Here is a 23,453-nt window from a genome sequence, read left to right as displayed (position 1 = left end):
GTCCGAGTCGTCGAGACTCGCGACTTCGTCGCATGCGCTTCGACGACTCGGACGCGAGACGGGCCGCGAACGGGTCGCTCGTAAGACTCGCTCCGTTGTGGTCGCTGATGGAGGGGCGTTCGGCACCTGATGTGTACGCGCCAGGCGGTCGAGTTCGGTGCCTGCGCCGTAGGTGCTTCGTCGACTCGGACGTGAGACGGGCCGCGAACTCCTCGCTCGTAAGACTCGCTCCGTTGGGGTCGCCTGAGCGGGTCGTGCTGCACACGTGCCGGGCGGTCGAGTTCGGTGCCTGCGGCCCATGTGCTTCGACGACTGGGACGCGAGCCGGGCCGCGACGGCTCGTATGACTCGCTCCGTTGTGGTTGATTTGGGTGTGCAACCGATGGTTCGTGGCCACGAGCTTGCTATCACCAGGTCGAATCGGAGGGGGACGGTCCAGGGTGTCTCGAGCCACGAGCCGCGGGACCGTCTACCGTTATCCAGGTGAGTGCATTTCCTTGCAGTGACGATGTTGTTCCCCCGTCGGAGGCGGTGATCCCGCTGCCCCAGGTGGCCGACAAGCTCGGGCTCGTGGTGACCCGGGTGCATCAGATGCTGCGCGATCATCAGTTGCTTGCCGTGCGCCGCGATGGCGTTGCCGGCGTGCCCGAGCGCTTCTTCGACGATACCGGCGCGATCGTGAAGCCGCTGCCGGGCCTGATCACCGTCATGAAAGACGCCAAGTACACCGATGAGGAGATCCTGGAGTGGATCTTCACCGACGACGACAGTCTGCCCGGTAAGCCCGTAGACGCATTGCACGGCCCGCTCGCGCGCGAGGTTCTGCGCCGTGCGGCAGCCGACCCCTTCTGAATTTTCGGCCGCGCTGGTCGCCCGTAGGACTCGGTCTGTGGTAGTTGCGTGAGTGGCGTCGTTGCGATCGAGTCTCAGAGCCGCAGGGTCGCGGTGGTGAACTCGATCGCCGCGACCCGCAGGCGTCGGTGGCGGGGGACCACGGCGCGGCGTGCGAACACCGCATAGTCGGAGTGTTCGATTTCATCGAGGATGCCGGAGTAGAGCGTGCTCGCGGTGCGAATGGCGGGGCGCACCCGGGGGTCGAGGAGATCGATGCCCGGATTGGCGAAGCGATAGAGGTCGCGGTTGATCGCGATCAGGTGGGCAAGTGCGCGGCGCACCCGCGGTTCGGTGTGGTTGATCCGATGGCAATGGGTGAGCAGGTCCGCGTCGACGCCGAAGGCCGCGAGTTCGTCGGTGGGCAGGTAGATCCGGCCTCGGTCCAGATCCTCGGCGATATCGCGCAGGAAGTTGGTGAGCTGAAAGGCCTCGCCGAGCGCGGCGGCGGCGGGTTCGGCCTCGGCCAGCGGAACGACCGTGCCGAGTACCGGCAGCAGTTGCAGACCGATCGCAGCCGCGGAACCGCGCATGTAGTCGCGCAGTTCGGTCATGGTGGCGTAGCGGGCGCGGAAGTGCGCGGTGCCCGGCACATCCATGCGCATGGAGTCCAGGAAGATCCAGAAGTGCTGGGGCGCAATGCCGTAGCACTGGATGGTGTCGGCCACTGCGACGAGTACCTGGGTGCGCCGGTCGACGGGAGACTCGACCTGTTCCAAGGCGACGCGCAGTTGTTTTTCGACCAGATCGAGTTCGCCCGCGGGGCCGTGTTCGGCGTCGTGCGTCGGGTGATCGACGATGTCGTCGACCAGGCGCGCGAAGGCGTAGAGCGCGTGTACCGCGGGTCTTCGTGGTGCGGACAACAGTCGGGTGGCGAGGAAGTAGGTGCGGCCGTGTTCGGCGGCGATCGCACGGCAGACGTGGTATGCCGCGGCCAGTTCCGAGCCGCGGTCTGTCGGCGCGACCTCGGTCATGACCGGGTGACGGCGACCGGATTGCTCTCCGGCGGGGTGGCGCGCAATCGCAATGGGTCGACCGTACGCAGCGACAGGGCCGCTACCACGGCGGCGAAGGTCGCGGCGGCGACGTGGGTGAAGCTGTAGAGCCCGATCGAGCCGTCCGGCTGAAATACCAGCATCAACCAGGTGCACAGTCCGACCAGCATCATCAGCGTGGTGGTGGACAGTGCGAACCCGGCGGCCAGCGCCAGCGGCCAGGAGTAGTACCAGGGCAGTGCGGCGGGCGAGAGGATGACGATGGCGACGAAGGCGATGAGGATGCCGAAGACCGCCTCGCGCTCGCTGTGCCGGAACCGCCACCAGGTCCACGCCAGCACGGCGATCAGCGCCAGCGCACAGAGTGCGCGGGTCACCGCGAGGACCGGATCCATCGGGAATGGTGTCACCCAGCGGACCATATGCGCCATGATCGTCGGCAGCGAGAGCCAGTTGATGATCTTCTTCGAGCCCGACAGCGCGGTCAGCCAGCCGATGCCGACCCCGGCGATGGCCGAGGCGGCCACGAACACCACCGCGAAGACGCTCAAACCGAGTCCGGCGATCTTGGCGAACATCAGCGCCGGATGCGGCACTTCCGCGCTGGCTCGCGCTGGCTCGGCCTCGCTCTCGACACTCTGAGTGGCACCCGGTGATTGCCCCGCGCGTTGCAGTGCGCGGCGTTCGCGCTCGTGCAGCATCCAGATCCATACCAGGAATGGCAGCGCGACACCGGCGGTCGCTTTGATGGCGACGCCGATCGCCACGACCACGATGCCCGCCACATGATGGCGTTCGAGCACCAGTGCGATACCCGCGCACATGAGCCCGACCATGAGCATTTCGTTGTGCACGCCGCCGATGAGGTGGATCAGGACCAGCGGGTTGAGCACGGCCAGCCACAGCGCGACGGTCGGCTTGCCGCCGAGGTGTTTGGTCAGATACGGCACCGCCCACATCATCAGCGCCAGGCCGGGCAGCATGACCAGTCGCAGCGCGATGGTGCCCGCGACGACGTTATCGCCGGTGATCGCGGTGATGGCGTTGCCGAGTAGCAGGAAGATCGGACCATAGGGCGCGGTGGTGGTGGTCCAGACCGGGCTCACATTGTCCAGCAGCACACCGGGATTGGCGACCGGTGGGGAGACATAGGGATCGAAGCCGTCGCGGAGCAGCGCGCCCTGGGCCAGATACGAATACGCGTCGCGGCTGAACATCGGCACCGCGAACAGCAGCGGGAAGATCCAGATGCCGACGATCGCGCGCAACTCGTTCAGCGTGACCCCGGTGTCGGGTCGGTCGCCGAAGCCGATCGTGGTGCGGCCCAAGCGCACCCACGCGGTGATCATCAACAGCACACCGACCCAGATGACCATGGTGGACAGCACGTAGCCGTGCCCGAACCGCAGCCAGGACAGATGCAATGCCTCGAGCAGCGGATCGTTTTCGCGGACGCTGCCCGCGCCGAATCCGCCGAAGGTGATCATCAGCGCGCCGAAGAAACCGAGCAGCGCCGAATGTCCCTCAGGGCTGCGGGCGAAGTCGGCGGTGGTCCGCAGCCAGGCGCGGAATCCGTGTTCGGCGACGGCCGGGGTCGCCCGCCGCGCCGGGGCGCGCGATGGGCGCGCCTCGTCTTCGGTCGCGGTGATCGAGTTGTCGGTGGGCGCGGGGGCGGTCATCTCAGGGGGATGCATGTCGTGTCGGTCCCCCCGGAGTGGTCGGCGGTCGCAACCGCAGGCGAATAGGTCGGCCGCTAGCTTATCGGCTTGCCGGGAACACTATCCCGCTGGTGCGTGGGGATACATTCCGAGTGGGTCGCGCGGCGCCGATAATTCGGTTTGCCGCCAGTTTTCCGGAAAGCACGGTTGTCGGCACTCCGACACCCGGAGTAGTGCCACAACCGGCGATAACCACGTTGTCGCTGCCGCCGGGAAAGTTGCGTGGACGAAACGGTCCGGTTTGCCGGAACAGATGCGCCGCGGAAAACGGGGTGCCGGCAAGCATGCCTTGATCGCGCCAGGTGCCGGGTGTGTCGAGGTGATCGACGGTGAAGTAGTCGGCAATGCCGTGATATCCGCGTTCCGCCATGACATTCAGGAGTTCACGCAGGTAGGCGGGACCGAGTCGGTCCCAGTCCAACGGTGCGGCGGTGAGGTTGGGGCAGGGGGCGAGCAGCGAGAACGGCTCATGCCTGCCGTCGGCGCGGTCGATGTAGAGCGTCGGATCGGTCAGCGCGGGCCGGGTGAGCAGCAATGACGGGTCGCTCATCAGGCGACCGCGGCCGGGGCGGGCGGCGATCTCGTCGAAGATCCGGTCCCAGGCAGCGCCGAAATCGATGGTGTGGTGGGCCTGGATCGGCCAGGTCCGGGCGATCGCGGCGGGGATGGTGCCGTGTGCGACTACAGCGGAGGGTGCGGCGCGCAGCCGACGGCGGCGGCGCACGCCGAAGCGTTCGAGTGCACCGAGGTCAGCTGTGAGAACCACGGCGTCGCAGTCGAAGGTGCGGCCGTCGGCGGTGCGGACTTGCCTGGCTCGGCCGCCGGTGTATTCGATCCCGGTGGCCTCGGTGTTCAGCTCGAGTGCGCCGCCCGCCGCGGTGAAGGCGTCCGCGAGTGCGACGGTGATGGCGCGCATACCGCCCTCGGGAAAGTAGACGCCGAGCGAGGTGTCCATATGCGGGATCGCGCCGTATACGGCCAGTGCCTGTGCCGGGGCCATGCCCGCGTACAGCGCCTGGAAGGTGAACAGCCGAGCCAGACGGGGATCGCGCAGGAAACGGGACACGCGCGGGCCGAGCCTGCCGAAGCCGCCGAGTCGCACGAGCGTGGCCAGTGCGCGGCGCTTGGCCGGGTAGCGGACCATATCGAGCGGCGAATCGAAGTTCGTATCCATGAACTCGGTGAATTCGGCCTGATAGATCTCCGCGAGCCAGGCGCGCAGCCGTCGGTAGCGCAGGGCCTCGTCCGCGCCGCAGACGCGGGCCACCTCGATGGCCATGGCCTCGGGATCGGCGTAGACGCACATGGAGGAGTTGTCGGCGAAGCGGGCGTGATAGCTGGGGGCGAGCTGGTGGATGCGCAGTGGCGGCGTGCAGGTTTCGGGGGTGCCGCCGACGGCGGCGAGGGCATCGGCGATCAGCTCCGGCAAGGTGAGGACCGTTGCGCCGGAGTCGATTTCGTAGTCGGGGCCGCGGTACCGGCCGACGCGGCCACCGGGATGATCGGCACGTTCCAGCACGGTGACGGTGCGTCCGGCCCCGGTCAGATACAGGGCCGCGGCGAGGCCGGACAGTCCGGCACCCACCACCACGACGCGATCGGTCGGTCCCGCAACGGTTTTCATGTGGATCTCCTCGCGCGGTCGCGATTAGTGCGTGCGACTTGTCGCGGCCAGGGCCATGGCGCGCAATCGCTCCTTGGCGTCGGGGGTGGCGGTACTCGATGCCAGTGCGGCCAGGCCCTGTTCGGTGAGTTCGGTGATACGGCGCTCCACCTCGTCGACCGCGCCGAGTTCGGTGATCACTGCGCGCAACCGCTCGACCTGGTCCGCGGTCAGGTCGGTGCCGATGCTGGCGCGCAGTAGGGCGGCCGCGGCCGGGTCGGTGGCATCGGCGCGCTGCAGCGCATCGGCGACCAGGACGGTGCGTTTGCCCTCGCGTAGGTCGTCGCCGGAGGGCTTTCCGGTGACCGCGGGATCGCCGAAGACGCCGAGCAGATCGTCGCGCAGTTGGAAGGCGATGCCGATATCGGTGCCGAAGGTCCGGTACGCCTCGATCAGTCGCGGATCAGCGTCGGCGAGCGCAGCACCCAGGTGCAGCGGGCGCTCGACGGTGTAGGCCGCCGTCTTGTAGCGGTTGATGCGCAGCGCCGCCGCGACGGATTCGTCACCCGCCGATTCGCCGTGGATATCGAGCAGTTGCCCGCCGAGTACCTCGGTGCGCATCAGCGCCCATACCGGCGCGAAACGGCCGAGGTCGGCAGCGTCGAGCCCGGCGTGGTGCACCATGTCATCGGCCCAGGCCAGCGCCAGATCGCCGATCAGGATGGCGACCGAGGTGCCGAAGTGTTCGGCATCGCCGGTCCAGCCGTGGTCGCGGTGGCGCTGTTCGAAGTCGACGTGCACGGTGGGGAAGCGGCGACGAGTGCGTGAAGAGTCGATGATGTCGTCGTGGACCAGTGCGCAGGCCTGCACCAATTCCAGTGCGGCACAGGCGTTCAGGACCGCGGCCGCGTGCGGGCCGGTGGGATCGCCGCCCGCGCCGAGCCAGCCGGTCCAGGCGAAGGCGGGTCGAGTGCGCTTACCGCCGCGAAGCACGAACAGTTCGAGCGCATCCGCGGCCTGGACGAAAGCCGGACCTAGCGGTTCGACAATGGGGCGTCGGGTCAGGAAGAAGGCTTTGAGCGCGTCCTCGACCGTCGCCACGAATCCGGGGGTGCCCGGCGTGTGGCTCGCGGGCGGGGTGGCCTGAGGCGTCTGGATACCGGTTCCGGCGGACAGGGGAGCCTCCAAGGTCGTGCGGGTGCTGATGCGCGCGGTGGATCGTGGGCGCTATAGGTACTTCGGTGCCGGACGGTGACGGTCGTGTCGCCCGGCGATAGCGAATGTGTCGCCTGGTCGCAGAATACGCGTATGGGTGCGACGACCTGACGGGCACATGACCGAGCGGAGCGCCGGAACCAAAGGCACAGCGCCGTCGGTCACCGCGGAGCCGAGCGCTAGCGAGGTGGAGTTGGGACCGGCACCACTACACTGGACCGGTGACTTTCGATTACGTGCGGGGAAGTTCGACCCCTGGCCGGCCGTCCCCGACGCCACCGATCGTCTCTGGAACACCCTCGGTTGTGCAGAGTCTGCGGACCCATTCGGGGGGGTCGGTGCCCTTCTCGGTGGAGTTCAATCCGCCGCGTGACGCCGCGGGCGAGGCGCGGCTGTGGCGGGCCGCGCGCACCTTCGAGCGCATGCATCCGGCCTTCGTCTCGATGACCTACGGCGCGGGCGGCACCACCCGCGACCGCACCGTACGGATCACCGGCGCGCTCGCCGAGGAGACGACGCTGTTGCCGGTCGCGCATCTGACCGCGGTCGAGCACAGCGTCGCCGAACTGCGCTCGCTGGTCGGCGCGTACGCCGATTCGGGCATCCGCAATATCCTGGTGCTGCGCGGCGACCCACCCGGCGATCCACTCGGCGAATGGCGTAAACATCCCGAGGGGGTGGCCTACGCCGAGGAACTGGTGCGCATCGTGCGCGACCTCGGTGACTTCCATGTCGGCGTCGCCTCGTTCCCGCAGGGCCACCATCGCTCCCCGGATCTGGAGCACGACACCGCGTACTTGGCCGCGAAACTGCGTGCGGGCGCGGAGTATTCGATCACCCAGATGTTCTTCGACGTCGATCACTATCTGCGCCTACGCGATCGCATCGTGGCCTTCGATCCGATCGAGGGCGCGAAGCCGATCATCCCGGAGCTGATGCCCATTACTTCGCTGCGCACAGTGACACGCGCGGAGGAACTGTGCGGACGTCCACTGCCACCCGCCGTCATGGAGCGCTTGCGCAGGGCCGCCGGTGACGGGCCGGAGGAGAACAATGCGGCGGTCCGCGAGGTCGGCATCGAAATCGCCACCGAAATGGGCCGGCGCCTCATCAATGAGGGCGCACCCTGTCTGCACTTCATCACGCTGAACTTCGCCAAGGCCACCGGTGAGGTCCTCACCAACCTCGGCTACGGCGTAACCGCCGCACCGATCAGCGTCTGACGGATGCCGCCGTCCCGGTAGGCCAGGGCGGCGCCGGATTCAGGCGGCGCGCGCTGTCCGCAGACCCCACGCATCGGCGAAGAGTCGGTGGGATTCGCAATGCGTCGGCGCAGTTCGGGTGCGACCTCATTGCCCACCTGTGCGTCGCTGCGGCGATCCGCTGGGACGCGCGGCGCGACCGTGGCGACCGCTGAAATAGCCGCTGTTGTGGAGGTTTGCCGGAGTACTCTCGGACCTCGATTCGTGCCCGACGATGAGGAGGTCCGCCGTGATCCTACTGCGCCGTCTGACCACGTTAACCGCCATCGCGACCGGTGCGGCCGCGCTGACTCTCGCCGCCCCTGGCATCGCCGCCGCGGCGCCGAAAGCCGTGCCCGCTGTTCCCGCCGCGCCCGCACCATCCGCCCAGACCGGGCCTGGTGATCTGTTCGCCGGTTACCGCGCCGTTGTCGAAGGGCTGCGCACCTTCGGCATCGACCCGTTCCTATATCCAGCGGCCGCGCCGTTCTGCTCCGGCACCGGCATCCTCGGTCTGGTCCCCGCGGTTGCGGGCGCCGTCCCCGGCCCATGGCCCAGAACCACCGTGGCCATTCCCGGACTCGACCCGGCCGCCGTCAAGGCGGGCCAAATCCTGTTCACCTTCGTGCCCTATGGCCTCGGCCCGGACGGCACGAATGGCACGGGCATGAATGTCGCCTGGATCAACCTGGCCAATGGCCGCAGCGGCGTCACCGCCATGGGATCGATCTCCGATGTGGTCCGCACAATGGTGCCCATCGAAATCCCGACCGAGATAAGACCACTCGCCGAACGCGCCATCCACGATCTATTCGCCACATTTCCGGCCGGCGGGGTCCGCGCGGTTCCGGTTGACACCGGATCGGGCACGGTACTCGCGGTGGTCTTCGGAACCGTGGACAACGGCGGCAAGTCCTGCTTCTTCCTCCCGACCGTAGGACTCACCTCAGTGCGCTGAGCTGTCCCTTCGTACGCTGAGGCCGAGGCCGGTTCCTGGGCCGGGGCGGATCCAGGTAGCGCGGCAGGTTTCGGGAGCGGGGCGGACAGGTTCAGGCACCAGCGGATCGACGGGCGATGCCGCCGTAGAACACCGCCGAGCGCAGGAACGGCGAGACCGCCGCCGCCGGATCAAGATCAGGTGGAACTGATGGCAGGTCTGCTCGGATGATGCCGCCATGGATGCCAGCTGATCTCGATCAGCGGGTGGGGGCGAGGGGGCGGGCCTTCCAGGTCAAGGTGTTGGTGCGGTGGGCGTGGCGGGAGCGGGACCAGAGGCAGAGGTACGCGGCAACAGAGATCGGGTGTGCCAGGGCCGCAAGGGCATCCGTGCGGGTCGCGGTGCCGCGTTCCAGTGTGCGGGCGAGTAGGCGGCTGGCGACCGCGGCGCTGTAGCCGATGAAACCGGCGGTGCGTACGGAGCCTCGACCCGCGATCGCAGCCAGTGGGGGCACCCAGTAGGCCAGTGCCGCCACGGCTCCCACTGCCGCGCCGCCGACTGTCGTGGCGCCGTAGGCGGACCACAGCCAGCGGGTGTAACCGGCGTCCAGTTCGGTTGCGTTCCGATACATTCGGGTGCTCGCCGCGCGGCCGGCCGCGACCAGCGCGGTCCGGCGACCCGAACGACGCAGTGCGCGAGCGATATCCAGGTCCTCGGTGGGGCTCGCGGCCACCGCGGCGTGACCGCCGATGACCCGGTAGGCGGCAGCATCGAAGACCAGGAACTGGCCGCAGGCGACGGCTGTCGAGGGGCGGAGGCTGCGGTTGGCGGCCGCGATCGGCAGGCTGGCCGCCCACGACCAGCACAGCAGCGGCTGCACCAGCGCCTCGGCCACCGATTCGGCCACTTGGTACGGCCACGGTGACAACAATGCGACCCGGCTGCGGCGTAATTCGGCGGTCGCCGCGGCAATCGCATTCGGCGCCAGTCGCACATCGGCGTCGAGGAAGATCAGCACCGTGGCGTCGGCCAACTCGGCGAGTCGCGCGCAGGCCGCGGCCTTCCCGGTCCATCCGGGTGCGGGTTCGGCCTCGGAGCGGAACACCGCGAATCGCGCATCGTCCGCAATCGCTTCGAGCGCGGCCGCTTCGGTTCCGTCCGACGACGCATCATCGAGGATCAGTACCCGCAGTCGCGGAACACCCAGCTGGCCGCGGAGATCGTCGATCAGCTCGGGCAGTCGCTGCGCCTCATCGCGTGCCGGGATACACACCGCCACCGGCTCGATCACGGTATGCGTTCCGGCCGACAGCCTGCGCACCGTAGCGCGGTTGAATACCGCGGTCCCGCAACCGAACAGCGCGATACCCGCGCCCATCCATGTGGCGATGGTCGCGCTCGTGCACAGGGTTCGCGTCAGCGGCGGATCAGTGAACGCCACAGATTACTCAGGGAGAAGTTGCCTTCGGGTGCGCCGGATGGTGTCGGGTTGCGGTTCATATAGGCGATGGCGGCGATAATGGCGGCGACGGCGAGGGTGATGCCGCCGACGATGCCGGCCCAGCCCGCGAAGGAGCGGGTATTCGGGTCCGCGTAGCTGACCTCGGCGCGCACCGTGGAGACATCGCCGGGCGGCAGTTTCCAGGAGACGGTGGAATCGTCCTCGCGGTTACCGTTGGTCTTGGCGACCCGGGCTGGGAAGGCCACCGTGAACTGCACGTCCGAGCCATGCGGCGGAACGGATTTCAGATCGACCCGGCCACTGAGGCTGACCAGATCGCCGGTGCGCTGGAACGACAGGTTGAACATGCCCTGGGTCTGATCCGAGAGTGCGCCGAGCTGGCCGACCTCACCGAAGGACAGATCCTCGAAGAACACCTTGCTGCCCACATAGCCATCCTGGCTGTACGGCTCGACCCGCACCTTCGCGGCCAGCGAGTCGGGCGCCTTCAGTTGCGGGCCCTTGTCATTGGCGTCCGCGGGCACCACCGCGGCCACGATCCGACCGGACACCCGGTCATTGGATGACACACCCATCGACACCTGCACCCGCAGGCAGCCCACGAGCATGGGCACCAGCATCGCGGCCAGCAATACTGCCGCGGCCACCCGCGCTCCGGGGCGGGGAGAACGTGGCAGTAGAACCGGTGTTTCGGGTATCACGGTGAGAGGACTCGGCTGCACGGCACACATCGTGCCAGGCCGTCGCCCCGAATTGCCACGCGACGGGCGGAACGCACGCCGACCGACGTGTCGGATCGGTCGTATCCGCACCGCGTCAGCCCCGTCGGGCCGCGACCAACCGCACCAGCAGCGCCACGCCGAGCACCCCCAGCCCGACACACCCGTACCAGGCCGAATACGGCAGCTCGAGGAATACCTCATGTGCGAGCGTCGACCCGAGCCAGGTCCACATGAACACCGCCACCGGCACGACCACGTCCGCCGAGATCAGGGCTATCGGCTCTCGGGATCCGTGCTCAGGACCGGGCGAGCCGGGGGTTCCCGACTTCAGTGCATGGGTTCCAGCGTCCAGATCTGCGGCCATCGTCGTCGGTACCTGTGTTTGTGCTGTCGGCGACGGGTGCTCGGCGGTCGGCGCCTGTGTCCGCGCTGTCGACAGCAGGTGCATTGCCGTCGGTGCCGCGAACGTATTCGCGCCCCAAATCCCCACAGTGCGATCCAAGCGGGTCAGCAGCAACGCCATCACCAGCGCCACCGCGAACCACCCCAGATAGTTGGTGTAGGGAATCTCAGCGAGTCCGGGCAGCCCCCAACCGGCGGCACACCAGCTCCACTGCCCGTCCGCCACCATTTGTGGATCGAGGAACAGATCCCATCCCACGGCCCCGACTGCGGTCAAAACAACTCGCCCGGCCCGCCGCCGAGTCAACAGCCCGGCCACCACCCACACCGGATACAGCCCACCGGTCCAAGCCAATGCGACCGTCAACGGCACTCCCGCCACCGCGGGCCCCAGCCTGCCGTCGGCATACTCATAACAACCGAACGGGAAACCCGTTGCGGTACCGATAATTTCGGCAAGCAAGCCGAGCCCGGAGACGATCACGACGAATCCCAGAGCGTACCGAACACCGCGCGTCGTCATCGCATGCACCAGCGCCGTCCCCGCCAACAGCAGCACAACCGCGACGGTCACCCGATCGCGAGCAACGCCCGACGCGAGCGGATAACCGATCTGCACGAGTACGAGCAGTACCGCCGAGACCACGGGTGCCAGGAATCGCGGCGTCCATCGCAAGGCCGCCGGCAACCGCGGGTGTCCGCTCGCGCCGGCATCGCGGACGTCGGAATCTGTTCGACCGGAGGATTCCGCCCGCGAACCAGGGATCTCCGTCTGTGACGGTCGCTCATGCGGCTCCGGCCCGGATGGCCCGGTGGACTCCGTCATCGCCTGCGCAGCAGCGGGATCCGGTTGCGCCGTCGATCACGAAGCACCAACTGCGCCGCACTGCGCCCGCTCGCTCCGGACACTCCGCCACCCGGATGCGTCGACGCCCCGGTGAGATACAACCCGGGCGCGCCGGGCACCCGCTGCCCGGACAACTCCGGCAGCGGCCGCCAGAGCATCATCTGATCCAGCGACATCTCCACATGCATCACATTCCCGCCGCGCAACCCGAGTTCGCGCTCGAGATCGACCGGTGTCTGCACATACCGCCGCAGCACACTCGCCCCGAAACCCGGTGCGTAGGAGTCGACTTCGGCGATGATCCGATCGGCTTCGGACGCCGCGTGCGCGGCCCAGTCGCTCCCGTCGGCCAACTCGTACGGATGCCATTGCGCCCACAGCGAGAGCTGATGCTCACCAGCAGCGGCGATACTCGGATCCAGCGCACTGAAACTCATGGCCAGTACCACCGGACGCGGCGGCAGATCACCGGCCAGCGCCGCACCGTGCGCCCGGCGCAGTTGCCGCCGATCCGAGACGAGAAACTGCAGACCATTGGCGGATTCGGCGGTCGAGCTACCGGGATACTGCGGCAGCGCGGCGGTCGCGAGCCGCACCACCATACCGATACCGGGGCCGACCCGGATCCGGCGCTGCCAGTCGTCGAGCACCGTCGCGTCGAATCCGCCGTTTCGCAACAGATCCAGCGTGGTCAGCACATGACTGCCCGCGATCACGGTGTCCGCGTGCAGATTTCGGCCCGCTGCCGTGCGCACCTGCCAGCCGGCACCGACCTGTCGCAGCTCGGTGACCGCATCGCCCGCCGATACAACCCCGCCGTCGGCGCGCAGCCGCGCGACCAGTGCCGTCGTCAGCGCCCCACTGCCACCTACCGCCCGTCCCGGCGGGAGCGTATGCATCAGCGCGGCGAATCCGACCATCGGCGCGGTCCCCGGTTCCGACATCGGTGGCCCGGACTGCGCACCGAACCAGGCTAGTGACGCCTTGAGCCGCTCATCGTCGAAGTGGCTGTCCAGCAGGGCATCGCCGGTCTGCAGGAACTCCCGCGACAACGCGCTCCCGCCAGCGCGCGCGTCCAGCCCCCAGAACGAACGCAGCAGCCGACCCGGCGTGGGCGCACCGCCGAACGCGCGCATCACCCGTGCCGACCGCGGACCCCAGACCTCGACGAAGCGCCGATACGCCGCCGCGTCCCGCGCACCGCAGACCTCCGCGAGGCCGGCGCAGGTCCGATCGAGATCGCGATGGAACACGATCGGCGCACCGCCGTCCGGCCCCGCGGGCGTGAAACCCCAAGGATCACAATCGATATAGCGCAGCCCGAAGCGCGTCAGCTCCAGTTCCTCGATGATCCCGGTATGGCGCACCATGATGTGCGCCGACGATCCCCGATCGACCAGATGACCGGGAAAGCGTTCGACCGTCGACACCGCGCCGCCGAGCACCTCATCGCGCTCGAGCACCTCGACCCGCTCCCCGGCCCGCGCCAGATAGCAGGCGGCGACGAGCGCATTGTGACCCGACCCGACGACGACAACTGTCACGACTGCGCCTCGCTTGCGCTCGGCTCCGTCGTACCAGTTGGCTGGCTGTGTTCATGGTTCACTCGCTGACGCTCGCTCACAGTGGCAGCCGTCGTCCAAGGATCGCGAATGGCCTGGTATCTCCGGCGAAAACGAAATTCCGGATCACATCGGTGAATCCGAGTCGCCGATACAGCTTCCAGGCCCGGTTGGTCTCGCCGCGCACTTCCGGTGTGGACAGCAGCACCGCACTCTCGGTGCGATTCGCCAACAGCCGGGTCAGCAGCTCCCCGCCGATGCCGCGCCCCTGCGCCGACGGATGTACGTGCAGCTCGGTCAGTTCGAAATAGTCCGAAAGCAGTTCACGCGCGGAATGTTCCGGCCAACCCGAGCGCCGCATCCCGCTGTGCACCTGCTGCTGCCACCACTGGTGGGGGGCGCCGCGATAGCCATAGCCGATGGCAACGATCGGCGCGGTCCGCAGGTCGATCTGCCCGGAATCATCCGGGACGACGGCGGCGACGCCCTGCCAGCCGGCGCGGGTGGTGTGCTCGGTCCACATCGGCGCGCGATGGTGTTCGGTGCCGTGCGGATATTCCATCGCCGCGACGTACACCGCCAGCGCATCGTGCAGCCGGGAGCGCAGCGCCGCGATGGAGAGGTCGATGACGACAGGTGCGTTGGCGGGGGTGTGTTTGGGCTTGACGGCTGTCATGGCTCTCGTCGGTCCACAGAAGTTGTCGGTGGGTGTCCTTATATTCGATCTCAATTCAAACGTTCGAATACCTGTTCGATCCGCGCGGTGCTGGGAACTCGGCACTCGCGCACAGGATAGGCCAGGTGAGCGACTCGGAGGGACGGCTGATGTCTGGTCGGATCGAACACCCGGGGCAACCCGGCAAGGCGGGCAAGCTGCTGCAGCGGGCGGACGGCTTGCTGATGCAGGCGGCGGGGGAACGCGACCCGCGCGAACGTTTTCGGACCGCATATCTCGCCGCGCTGCGCGGTGCCGGGGCAGTGCTCGCGTTTACCGGGGCGGACGCCGCGCCGCGGGCGCGCTCGCGCAATGCCTGGGTGCTGCTGCAGCGCGCCGCGCCCGAATTCGTCATGTGGGCCGACTACTTCAGCGCCCGTTCGGAGATCCGGGCGGCGCTGGAGGCGGGACTGGATCGCAATGTGGATGATCAACAGGCCGACGAGTTCTATTCGCGGGTGGGCGCATTCCTCCACGATGTGGAAGATCTGCTGAATGCCGGGGCTCGATTGCGCCCCGCCCCGGGCTGGTCCGGCGGCATGACCGCTTAGTTATCGGCGAGTAGGTGGTACGGCACTGATCGAACTCGTATCATTGGTGGCAGATAGCCGACCTTGGCTATCTGTCGCCTACCCGGAGGCGACAGCCACGTCCTAGTGCCGGGGGAGGTACCGTGCCACTCTCCGAGCACGAGCAGCGCATGCTCGAACAGATCGAGAGCGCGCTCTATGCTGAGGATCCGAAGTTCGCATCGTCCGTCCGCGGCGGACGCCTTCGCTCGACCTCGAGTCGTCGCAGACTCCAGGCCGCGGCCCTGTTCGTCCTCGGCCTGTTTCTACTCGTCGCCGGCATAGCCGCTCCGGTGAAGCTCGGCGACTTTCCGATCATCAGCCTGATCGGATTCATCGTGATGTTCGCCGCTGGCGTGCTGTTGCTCCTCGGTGGTTCCAAGGGCATCGCCAAGGGCGACCGGTCGGGCAATGCCCAATCCGGTGGCCCGAGTGGCGGATCGGGCGGACGTGGGCGACAGCGCAAGTCCGGTGGTTTCTCCGACCGTATGGAGGATCGGTTCCGCCGCCGCTTCGATCAGGAGTAGCGCACCCGTAGCCCACATCGACATATCGAACGCGCCGCCGCACCGAATGGGTGTGGCGGCGCGCTGTTATGCGTGAACTACCAGGCTGCTGAAGGCTCGCCGCGCACGGGTTGCCCACAACGCTCCACGATCTTCCCCACAACCTCCCACTGCCCACCTTTACGGCGCGTCGCCACCCGCCGAAACCTGGGAACCAGGGCGTTTGCTGATAGTTGTCGGGCGCTTGTCGGGTCGTGCGGCGCGTGTCGCCAGAACACGGAAAAAGTTCTCCACCACCGTGATAGCTGGGATGACCTGCGTAATCGATGACGCGGGGAGCCAGATCACCTCGAGTTTCGATTGAAAGTGGGGGAAAGTGGGGTAATGTGGAGCGCGCACAAGAGGAAGGGCATACATCCGAGGTGATCGTGCTCCCCGAACGACGGGGTAGATCCAGGAGGTAGCGGGATGTTTCTCGGTACCTACACACCTCGGTTGGATGACAAGGGGCGACTGACGTTGCCTGCGAAGTTTCGAGACGATCTAGCGGGAGGGTTGATGGTCACGAAGGGTCAGGACCATAGCCTTGCCGTATATCCCAAGGAAGAGTTCACCGCACTCGCACGGCGAGCCGCCGCGGCGTCTCGAAGCAATCCGCAAGCGCGTGCGTTCGTCCGGGCACTCGCGGCCGGTACGGATGAACAGCGTCCGGACGCCCAGGGCCGGATCGTGTTGTCGGCCGATCATCGTCGCTACGCGAACCTCTCGCGGGATTGCGTGGTGATCGGATCGGTCGACTTCCTCGAGATATGGGATAAGCAGGCGTGGGAGGCCTACCTCGCCGAGCACGAGGAGGACTACGCGCAAGCGAGAGACGAGTCGCTGGGCGGAATCTTCTAGCCCTGAGCGAACGAGTGCCACGCGGCCTCTGCCCGGACGCGCGGACCCTGACGTACTTCCCCGACGCCAGGTGCCGAGGCTCCGGTCAGAGACCCCGCGGCACTCGTATTTCAAAGTAGCTGTGCAACAAGGCGACCCCGCAGCGAGTGAAACCATTGGCACGGCTCGATGCGCGACGACGCGAGGCAGGATTCCGGGAGGTCGAGGTGAACCGTGAGCAGGACGGTCCTCGCCATGTTCCGGTTCTGCTCCAGCGAGCCGACGCGCTACTCGGCCCGGCGCTCACGGAGCCCGGCGCGGTGTATGTCGACGCCACATTGGGTTTGGGCGGACACGCCGAACACTTCCTGCGGACCTACCCGAATATCCGGCTCGTCGGACTCGATCGCGATACCAACGCGCTGGCATTGGCCGGTGCGCGATTGGCGCCGTTCGTGGACCGAATCACCTTGGTACACATCCGATATGATGGAATCGCGGCCGCACTGAAACAGGCCGGATTGCCGACCACCGGTTCGGTGAGCGCAATCCTGATGGATCTCGGCGTGTCCTCGATGCAGCTCGACGAGGCCGAGCGTGGCTTCGCCTACTCGGTCGACGCGCCGCTGGATATGCGGATGGATCCCACTACCGGCATCACCGCCGCGGATGTGCTCAATACCTATAGTCACGGTGAGCTGGCGCGCGTGCTGAAAACCTATGGCGAGGAACGCTTCGCAGGCAAGATCGCATCGGAGGTGGTGCGCCGACGGCAGCAGCGGCCGTTTCGCACGAGTGCCGAATTGGTCGAATTGCTTTATGCCACAATCCCGGCCGCCGCCAGGCGGACCGGCGGTCATCCCGCCAAGCGGACCTTTCAGGCGCTGCGAGTGGAGGTGAACGGCGAACTCGACTCGCTGCGCGCCGCCCTGCCCGCCGCTCTGGACGCGCTGCGGGTCGGCGGCCGGATCGTGATCATGTCCTATCAGTCGCTCGAGGATCGGGTGGTCAAACAGGAGTTGGCGCCGCGCACCACATCGCGGACACCGCTCGACCTGCCGGTCGAATTGCCCGGTATGGGACCGGAATTCAGGCTGCTGACCCGGGGCGCCGAGAAGGCAACCGAGCAAGAGATCGAAGAGAACCCGAGGGCGGCACCCGTGCGGATGCGCGCGGCGGAGAGAATCCAGGAGGGGACAGCATGAGTGTGCGCACGCGTACCGACGAGGCGCCGGGCCGGATCGCCCGCCGGGTTCAGGCCGCCGAGCGGGTGAAATCGGGTGCTGCACAACGGGCCTACGCCAAGCGCCGGACGCGTGCCGAGCAGTCGGGGGACCATCACGATCTGCCCAAGCAGCGTGCGTCGGCGATGGCCACGCGCATTCCGTTCGTGGCGGCGATCATCGCGCTGCTCGGCTGCGGTCTCGCGCTCACCCTGCTGCTCACCACCCGCTCGGCCGAGGACAGCTATCAGCTCGGCGATGCCAGGGCGACCAACCGCAAGCTGGCCGATGAACGCGCGGCGCTGCAGCGCGAGGTGGAGGCCGCCGACTCCGCGCCCGAACTCGCTGCTCGGGCCCGCGAACTCGGGATGATCCCGGCCACGGATCCGGCCCGTTTGGTGATCGGACCGGATGGCGGGGTGACGGTGGTCGGCAAGCCGACGCCCGCGCAGGGCGCGCCGGTGCCGCCGTTGAACAGCTCGCCGGCCACCCCGACCGCTCCGCCGACGGGCAATGCCCAGGCCCGCGGCGAACGACTGGTTCCGGTGACGACCACGCCGTCCGCGCCGCCCGCCCGGCCGAATGCCGGTCAGCCCGTGAATGCGGTTGCGGGACAGTCGAGCCCGACACCGCCGAGCCCGATGCCGACGCAGAGTCCGCTCGCACAGACTCCGGTGCAGACGCCGCAACCGGAAACTCCGCAGTCGGTACCGGAGCAAGCCCAAGCGCCGCAGCCGGAGACGCAACCAGCGCCCACCCCGGACGAGGGCGCTCGATGAGCCTGCGGCAGACCAGGCCCGCGTCGCGTCAGCGCCGCGGGCCGTCGGCATCCAAGGCGGGCTCCACCAGAACCGCCGCAACGTCGAGGCCGGCAACCGCATCCAGACCGCGGACGGCCGCCTCGGATCGGCCGCTGCGCCTCCGTCTCGGCGTCGGCCGGGTGATCATGCTGATCGCACTGGCAGTCGTCGCGCTCCAATTGCTGTGGGTGCAGAGCATTTCCGCGCCTCGGCTATCCGCGCAGGCAGCCAACCAGCGCAGAACCACGTTCACTGAGCAGGCTGTCCGCGGTCCGATCACCGATCGCTACGGCAAGTCGCTGGCCTTCACCACCTCCGCCAAAGAGCTGACCTTCCAACCCGTACAGGTGCGCAAGAATCTGGAGGCGGCGAGGGAGAAAAGCGCCAAGGCACCCGATCCTGACGAGCGGCTGAAGGCCATTGCAAAGACCGTCCACGACAAGCTCGGCAAGCAGGCACCTACCGAATCGGAACTGCTGGCGAAGCTGCGCAGCGACGAGACTTTTGTGTTCCTCGCCCGGAATGTCGATGCACGCATCGCCACCGATATCAGGTTGCAGTTTCCGGAGGTGGGCGCGGATGCGCAGCCATTGCGCGAGCACCCCGGTGGGTCGTTGGCGGCCAACATCATCGGGGCCACCGGCTGGGACGGGCACGGTCTGATCGGGTTGGAATCGTCGCTGGACTCGGTGCTTGCCGGGACCAACGGGTCACAGACGTACGATCGCGGTTCGGACGGCACCGTTATCCCTGGAAGTTGGCGTGACAAGCAGCCCGCAATGAACGGCACCGGTGTCGAGCTGACCCTGGACTCGGATCTGCAGTACTACGTACAGCAGCAGGTACAGCAGGCAAAGGAGATGTCCGGCGCGAATTCGGCTTCTGCGGTGGTGTTGGATGCCAAGACCGGCCAGGTGCTCGCAATGGCCAACGACAATACTTTCAATCCAGAGCTGGGACCGGAGAATTGGGGCGCAGCCAAGACCAAGAACCCATCGGTGGAGGATGTATTCGAGCCAGGATCGGTCAACAAGATCGTCACTGCGGCCGCCGTGATCGAGTATGGGCTGACGAATCCCGATGAGATACTCCAGGTTCCGGGCCAGATCAGCATGGGTGGCGTGACGGTCGCGGACGCCTGGGTGCACGGGGTTGTGCCATATACGACAACTGGCATCTTCGGCAGATCCTCCAATGTGGGCACGCTGATGCTCACGCAGCGGGTCGGCGAAGAACGGTATGCCGACATGCTCAAACGCTTCGGGCTCGGCCAGCGCACCGGTGTCGGTTTGCCCGGTGAGAGCCCCGGTGTCGTGCCCGCTCGTGATCAGTGGTCTGGTTCCACCTTCGCCAACCTGCCTATCGGTCAGGGGTTTTCGTTGACAACGCTGCAGATGACAAGCATGTATCAAGCCATTGCCAACGACGGTGTCCGTGTTCCGCCACGAATTGTGAAGGCCGAGATCGCGCCGGACGACACCCGCACCGAGGAACCACAGCCGGACGGCGTGCGAGTGGTGAGTCCGCAGACCGCTGCGACGTTGCGGACGATGTTCCAGGCCGTCGTCCAGCGCGACCGGATGGACCCGAATCAGAATGGAACAGGTGCGCCCGCCGCCGTTGACGGTTACCAGATAGCCGGTAAGACCGGGACTGCGCAGCAAATCGACCCGCGCTGCAAGTGCTACTCCGACTCCAGCTACTGGATCACCTTCGCGGGCATGGCTCCGGCCGACAATCCGCGCTATGTCATCGGCCTCATGCTCGACGCCCCTATTCGCAGCTCTGACGGCTCGGGTGGCGGCTCCGCAGCCCCCCTGTTCCACAACATCGCCTCGTGGGCGTTGCAGCGCGACCGGATCCCGCCGTCACCCGAGCCGTCGCGACGGTTCGTTCTGCAGGCTTCATAAGATTGGAGCCGCGTTGCCCGGCCGTGAGCCGGCGTCGGTAACCTGACTCGACGTTCCCGTCATTCCTATTGATCCGCTCAGTCCCGTCCATGCCGATTCCCGAGAGGAGCCCTGTGCCCGCACAGTCCAACCAGCACGTGCTCCGGCCGACCCAGCCGCGGTCGACGTCGTTGTCCACCGTGCTGGCCATGACCGGTGCCGGCTCGTCACGAGCCGACCTCGCGCAGATCCAGGTCACCGGCATCGAGCAGCGCTCGCATGCGGTGCAACCGGGTGATCTGTTCGCCGCACTGCCGGGCGCGCAGGCGCACGGCGCCCGTTTCGCACGCGATGCCGTCGCACGCGGTGCGCTCGCGGTGTTCACCGATGCCGCGGGTGCCGAATTGGTAGGTGAGCTCGATGTACCGGTGCTGGTGCGCGAGCAGCCCAGGTCGGTGCTCGGGGAGCTGTCGGGTGCCCTCTACGGCAACCCGTCCGAGCGGCTGCGCATCGTCGGCATTACCGGCACCTCGGGCAAGACGACCACCGCGTATCTGGTGGAGGCCGGGCTGGCCGCCAGTGGCCTGTCCACCGCGCTGATCGGCACCATCGAGACCAGGATCGGCGGTCGCCGGGTGCCGAGCGCGTTGACCACGCCCGAGGCGCCGCAGTTACATGCCATGTTCGCGCTGATGGTCGAGCAGGGGGTGGACGCGGTCGTGATGGAGGTTTCCAGCCACGCGCTGGCGCTGGGGCGGGTGGACGGCGTGCGCTTCGCCGTGGGTGCGTTCACCAATCTTTCGCAGGATCACCTGGACTTCCACGCCGACTTCGAGGATTACTTCGCCGCCAAGCGCAGGCTTTTCGAACCGGAGTCACCGATCGCCGCACACACGACGGTCATCTGCGTCGATGACGAATGGGGACGGCGCCTCGCCGCCGATCTCGCGAATCCGATCACCGTTTCCACCACCGGTTCCGGTACTTGGCAGCTGATCGGCGAGGTATCCGCGCACGGTGGTGAGCAGGAATTCAGCGCCACCGGACCGGAGGCGAATGTCGATGTACGCCTGCGACTTCCGGGGCGCTACAACGTCGCCAACGGCCTGCTCGCGGTTGCGGTGTGCACCGCCGCCGGCGTGGATCCCGCAGTCGCCGCACCCGCACTGGCCACCGTCGACGTGCCGGGCCGGATGCAGCGGGTGGAGCGCGGACAGGACTTCCTGGCCATCGTCGACTACGCGCACAAGCCCGCGGCGGTGAAGTCGGTGATCGCTACGCTGCGCGGTCATCTGGCCGCTGGTAGCGGTGGTCGGCTGGCCGTGGTCGTCGGCGCCGGCGGCGACCGGGACGCGGGGAAGCGCCCGCTGATGGGTGCGGCCGGTGCCCGCGGCGCCGATCTGCTGATCATCACCGATGACAATCCGCGCAGCGAGGATCCGGCCGCGATCCGCGCCGCGCTGTGCCGAGGCGCGCTGGCGGTCCAGGAGGCCGAACGCGGTGAGGTGCGCGAAATCGGGGACCGGGCCGCGGCCATCGCCGCCGCCGTCGGCTGGGCCCGTTCCGGTGACGTGGTGCTGGTGGCGGGTAAGGGACATGAGGCAGGGCAGGAGATCCAGGGCGTGAAGCATCCATTCGACGACCGCGAGGTGCTCGCGGCGGCGTTGGAGCGACGGGAGCGCGGCCCGCAGCACGACAACACTGAGCAGAGTCCGCAGGGGACGGACGCGGAGGACTTGACGGTTTCATGATCGAGATGACACTGCGGGAGATCGCGGAGGTTGTCGGCGGCACGCTGCACGACGCCCCCGACCCGGAGGTGACGGTAACGGGTTCGGTCGAATTCGATTCGCGCCGAATCGGTTCCGGGGATCTTTTCCTGGCCCTGCCCGGCGAGCACGCCGACGGCCACGACTATGCGAAGGCCGCCGTCGACGCCGGTGCGGTCGCGGTGCTCGCGGCCCGCCCGGTCGGCGTGCCCGCGATCGTGGTGGCGCCGAGTCCGGGCACTGTACCCGCGAAATCCGTTGCGCTGGCCGGTGATTCGGATGGGTCGGGGGCCGCCGTACTGGCCGCGCTCGCTACGCTCGCTCAGGTGAGCGTCGAACGTCTTTCCGCGGCAGGCGGACTCACCGTGATCGGAGTGACCGGTTCCTCGGGCAAGACCTCGACCAAGGATCTGCTCGCGGCCGTGCTCACACCGCTCGGTCCGGTCGTCGCACCGCCCGGTTCGTTCAACAACGAACTCGGCCATCCGTGGACCGCGCTGCGCGCCGATGCCGACACCCGCTTCCTGGTGTTGGAACTGTCCGCGCGCGGTCCGGGCCATATCGCCGCGCTCGCGCGGGTCGCGCCGCCGAAGATCGGTGTCGTGCTCAATGTCGGCGCCGCCCATCTCGGTGAGTTCGGCAGTCGCGAGGCGATCGCACAAACCAAGGGCGAACTCGTCGAGGCACTCCCGTCGACCGGGCTGGCGGTCCTCAATGCCGACGATCCGCAGGTGGCTGCGATGGCCGCACGTACGCAGGCCCGCGTGGTGACGGTCGGCCAGGCGGGCAATGCCGAAATCCGCGCCACCGATGTACATCTCGATGCGGAGGCACGCGCGGGCTTCACCATGCACACGAAGAAGGGCAGCATCCCGGTGCGGCTCGCCGTGCACGGCGAACACCAGGTCGGCAACGCCCTGTCCGCCGCCGCCGTCGCGCTCGAATGCGGTGCGGATCTCGACACCGTCGCGCAGGCACTCGGCGGCGCGCATGCCGCATCGGCCCGCCGCATGGATGTGCGGACCACGGCCGACGGCATCACCGTTGTCAACGACTCCTACAATGCCAATCCGGATTCGGTGCGCGCCGCGCTCAAAGCCTTGGTGACCATGTCGCGTGTGGGCGACTCCCCGCGTCGCAGCTGGGCCGTACTCGGTGAAATGGGTGAACTGGGCGAGGAATCCGTCATCGAACACGACCGGATCGGCCGCCTTGCGGTGCGTCTCGATGTCTCCCGGTTGATCGTGGTCGGTACCAGAAGGCCATCCCACGCGATGCACCAGGGCGCGGTAATGGAAGGCTCATGGGGCGAGGAGTCGATCCTCGTACCCGATATCGGTGCGGCCATCGCGCTGCTCGACAGCGAGGTCGAGCCGGGCGATGTGGTGCTGGTCAAAGCGTCCAAGGCGGTCGGGCTGTGGGCGGTCGCCGAACATTTGACCAGCGCGGAACGTGCGGGAACTAGCCGGGGTAGCACAGAGGCGCTGGGAGTGAGTGAGCGAACCATG

Annotated in this window: 20 protein-coding genes; 11 read left to right on the top strand and 9 right to left on the bottom strand. The window is 67.6% G+C overall.

All coding sequences use genetic code 11. The annotated features are described in order from the left end of the window. The first annotated feature begins 483 nt into the window (after window positions 1-483). Window positions 484-852 carry an Rv2175c family DNA-binding protein gene (locus AB0L63_RS27970; protein WP_364506500.1) on the top strand — a complete coding sequence of 123 codons (369 nt, stop codon included), beginning with the start codon at window positions 484-486 and terminating at the stop codon, window positions 850-852. A gap of 74 nt (window positions 853-926) precedes the next feature. On the opposite strand, the gene AB0L63_RS27965 is transcribed toward AB0L63_RS27970, so the two are convergent. The 4 genes from AB0L63_RS27965 to AB0L63_RS27950 form a co-directional block, all read right to left on the bottom strand. Then, window positions 927-1,865 (bottom strand): phytoene/squalene synthase family protein, encoded by a 939-nt coding sequence (locus AB0L63_RS27965; protein WP_364506497.1) that lies wholly within the window; start codon window positions 1,863-1,865, stop codon window positions 927-929. Next, window positions 1,862-3,580: an alpha-(1->6)-mannopyranosyltransferase A gene (locus AB0L63_RS27960; RefSeq protein WP_364506494.1), complete on the bottom strand. Its 1,719-nt coding sequence runs from the start codon at window positions 3,578-3,580 to the stop codon at window positions 1,862-1,864. Before AB0L63_RS27960 ends, AB0L63_RS27965 begins: the two co-directional genes overlap by 4 nt. A 64-nt stretch (window positions 3,581-3,644) precedes the next feature. Beyond that, window positions 3,645-5,228 (bottom strand): phytoene desaturase family protein, encoded by a 1,584-nt coding sequence (gene crtI, locus AB0L63_RS27955; RefSeq protein WP_364506491.1) that lies wholly within the window; start codon window positions 5,226-5,228, stop codon window positions 3,645-3,647. 24 nt (window positions 5,229-5,252) lie between these two features. Beyond that, window positions 5,253-6,395 carry a polyprenyl synthetase family protein gene (locus AB0L63_RS27950; RefSeq protein ID WP_364506488.1) on the bottom strand — a complete coding sequence of 381 codons (1,143 nt, stop codon included), beginning with the start codon at window positions 6,393-6,395 and terminating at the stop codon, window positions 5,253-5,255. A gap of 365 nt (window positions 6,396-6,760) precedes the next feature. On the opposite strand from AB0L63_RS27950, the gene AB0L63_RS27945 reads away from it, so the two are divergent. Next, a complete protein-coding gene (locus tag AB0L63_RS27945) occupies window positions 6,761-7,645 on the top strand; it encodes a methylenetetrahydrofolate reductase (RefSeq protein ID WP_364506486.1) in 885 nt (294 codons plus the stop codon). Between the two features lie 268 nt (window positions 7,646-7,913). Then, window positions 7,914-8,621 (top strand): hypothetical protein, encoded by a 708-nt coding sequence (locus tag AB0L63_RS27940; protein WP_364506483.1) that lies wholly within the window; start codon window positions 7,914-7,916, stop codon window positions 8,619-8,621. Between the two features lie 238 nt (window positions 8,622-8,859). Here AB0L63_RS27940 and AB0L63_RS27935 read toward each other — a convergent pair whose 3' ends face one another. The 5 genes from AB0L63_RS27935 to AB0L63_RS27915 all read right to left on the bottom strand — a co-directional run bounded on the left by AB0L63_RS27935 (window position 8,860) and on the right by AB0L63_RS27915 (window position 14,271). Beyond that, window positions 8,860-9,978 (bottom strand): glycosyltransferase, encoded by a 1,119-nt coding sequence (locus tag AB0L63_RS27935; RefSeq protein WP_364506524.1) that lies wholly within the window; start codon window positions 9,976-9,978, stop codon window positions 8,860-8,862. 38 nt (window positions 9,979-10,016) lie between these two features. Further along, entirely contained in the window at window positions 10,017-10,682 is a 666-nt protein-coding gene (locus tag AB0L63_RS27930; RefSeq protein ID WP_364506521.1) for a DUF3153 domain-containing protein, read from the bottom strand. 196 nt (window positions 10,683-10,878) lie between these two features. After that, window positions 10,879-11,862, bottom strand: coding sequence for a carotenoid biosynthesis protein (locus AB0L63_RS27925; protein ID WP_364506480.1), 984 nt, complete (start codon window positions 11,860-11,862; stop codon window positions 10,879-10,881). Between the two features lie 146 nt (window positions 11,863-12,008). Next, window positions 12,009-13,577 (bottom strand): NAD(P)/FAD-dependent oxidoreductase, encoded by a 1,569-nt coding sequence (locus tag AB0L63_RS27920; RefSeq protein ID WP_364506477.1) that lies wholly within the window; start codon window positions 13,575-13,577, stop codon window positions 12,009-12,011. A 76-nt stretch (window positions 13,578-13,653) separates the two neighbouring features. Then, on the bottom strand, window positions 13,654-14,271 hold the full coding sequence (locus AB0L63_RS27915; protein ID WP_364506475.1) for an N-acetyltransferase: 618 nt from the start codon (window positions 14,269-14,271) through the stop codon (window positions 13,654-13,656). 149 nt (window positions 14,272-14,420) lie between these two features. Here AB0L63_RS27915 and AB0L63_RS27910 point away from each other — a divergent pair, with 149 nt between their 5' ends. The 8 genes from AB0L63_RS27910 to murF all read left to right on the top strand — a co-directional run. Continuing rightward, window positions 14,421-14,861, top strand: a complete 441-nt coding sequence (locus AB0L63_RS27910) for an SAV_6107 family HEPN domain-containing protein (protein ID WP_364506518.1) — start codon at window positions 14,421-14,423, stop codon at window positions 14,859-14,861. 122 nt (window positions 14,862-14,983) lie between these two features. Continuing rightward, complete coding sequence (locus AB0L63_RS27905) at window positions 14,984-15,406, top strand: DUF3040 domain-containing protein (RefSeq protein ID WP_364506472.1); 423 nt, start codon at window positions 14,984-14,986, stop codon at window positions 15,404-15,406. A gap of 447 nt (window positions 15,407-15,853) precedes the next feature. Beyond that, complete coding sequence (gene mraZ, locus AB0L63_RS27900; RefSeq protein ID WP_364506469.1) at window positions 15,854-16,285, top strand: division/cell wall cluster transcriptional repressor MraZ; 432 nt, start codon at window positions 15,854-15,856, stop codon at window positions 16,283-16,285. A gap of 206 nt (window positions 16,286-16,491) precedes the next feature. Further along, window positions 16,492-17,469: a 16S rRNA (cytosine(1402)-N(4))-methyltransferase RsmH gene (rsmH, locus tag AB0L63_RS27895; protein ID WP_364506466.1), complete on the top strand. Its 978-nt coding sequence runs from the start codon at window positions 16,492-16,494 to the stop codon at window positions 17,467-17,469. Continuing rightward, window positions 17,466-18,266, top strand: a complete 801-nt coding sequence (locus tag AB0L63_RS27890) for a hypothetical protein (protein WP_364506463.1) — start codon at window positions 17,466-17,468, stop codon at window positions 18,264-18,266. Before rsmH ends, AB0L63_RS27890 begins: the two co-directional genes overlap by 4 nt. A 167-nt stretch (window positions 18,267-18,433) precedes the next feature. Beyond that, window positions 18,434-20,197 carry a penicillin-binding protein 2 gene (locus tag AB0L63_RS27885; protein WP_364506516.1) on the top strand — a complete coding sequence of 588 codons (1,764 nt, stop codon included), beginning with the start codon at window positions 18,434-18,436 and terminating at the stop codon, window positions 20,195-20,197. Between the two features lie 89 nt (window positions 20,198-20,286). After that, the gene (locus AB0L63_RS27880) at window positions 20,287-21,927 is read left to right on the top strand and encodes a UDP-N-acetylmuramoyl-L-alanyl-D-glutamate--2,6-diaminopimelate ligase (RefSeq protein WP_364506461.1); all 1,641 of its coding nucleotides are present in this window, start codon (window positions 20,287-20,289) and stop codon (window positions 21,925-21,927) included. Then, window positions 21,924-23,453: UDP-N-acetylmuramoyl-tripeptide--D-alanyl-D-alanine ligase (gene murF / locus AB0L63_RS27875; RefSeq protein ID WP_364506458.1), on the top strand; the 1,530-nt coding region annotated here is incomplete at its 3' end. The genes AB0L63_RS27880 and murF, both read left to right, overlap by 4 nt.

This window comes from Nocardia sp. NPDC051990, from assembly GCF_040680755.1.
GTDB lineage: Bacteria > Actinomycetota > Actinomycetes > Mycobacteriales > Mycobacteriaceae > Nocardia.
The sequence above is the reverse complement of the archived record's forward strand: the minus strand, read 5'-3'. Positions and strand labels throughout refer to the sequence as shown.

Bases quoted from the DNA above. Each gene is read 5' to 3' on its own strand.
- AB0L63_RS27965 (WP_364506497.1), bottom strand. From the start codon at position 1,865: ATGACCGAGGTCGCGCCGACAGACCGCGGCTCGGAACTGGCCGCGGCA.
- AB0L63_RS27960 (WP_364506494.1), bottom strand. From the start codon at position 3,580: ATGCATCCCCCTGAGATGACCGCCCCCGCGCCCACCGACAACTCGATC.
- crtI (WP_364506491.1), bottom strand. From the start codon at position 5,228: ATGAAAACCGTTGCGGGACCGACCGATCGCGTCGTGGTGGTGGGTGCC.
- AB0L63_RS27935 (WP_364506524.1), bottom strand. From the start codon at position 9,978: ATGGGCGCGGGTATCGCGCTGTTCGGTTGCGGGACCGCGGTATTCAAC.
- AB0L63_RS27930 (WP_364506521.1), bottom strand. From the start codon at position 10,682: ATGCTGGTGCCCATGCTCGTGGGCTGCCTGCGGGTGCAGGTGTCGATG.
- AB0L63_RS27915 (WP_364506475.1), bottom strand. From the start codon at position 14,271: ATGACAGCCGTCAAGCCCAAACACACCCCCGCCAACGCACCTGTCGTC.
- AB0L63_RS27910 (WP_364506518.1), top strand. From the start codon at position 14,421: ATGTCTGGTCGGATCGAACACCCGGGGCAACCCGGCAAGGCGGGCAAG.
- mraZ (WP_364506469.1), top strand. From the start codon at position 15,854: ATGTTTCTCGGTACCTACACACCTCGGTTGGATGACAAGGGGCGACTG.
- AB0L63_RS27890 (WP_364506463.1), top strand. From the start codon at position 17,466: ATGAGTGTGCGCACGCGTACCGACGAGGCGCCGGGCCGGATCGCCCGC.
- AB0L63_RS27885 (WP_364506516.1), top strand. From the start codon at position 18,434: ATGCTGATCGCACTGGCAGTCGTCGCGCTCCAATTGCTGTGGGTGCAG.
- AB0L63_RS27880 (WP_364506461.1), top strand. From the start codon at position 20,287: ATGCCGATTCCCGAGAGGAGCCCTGTGCCCGCACAGTCCAACCAGCAC.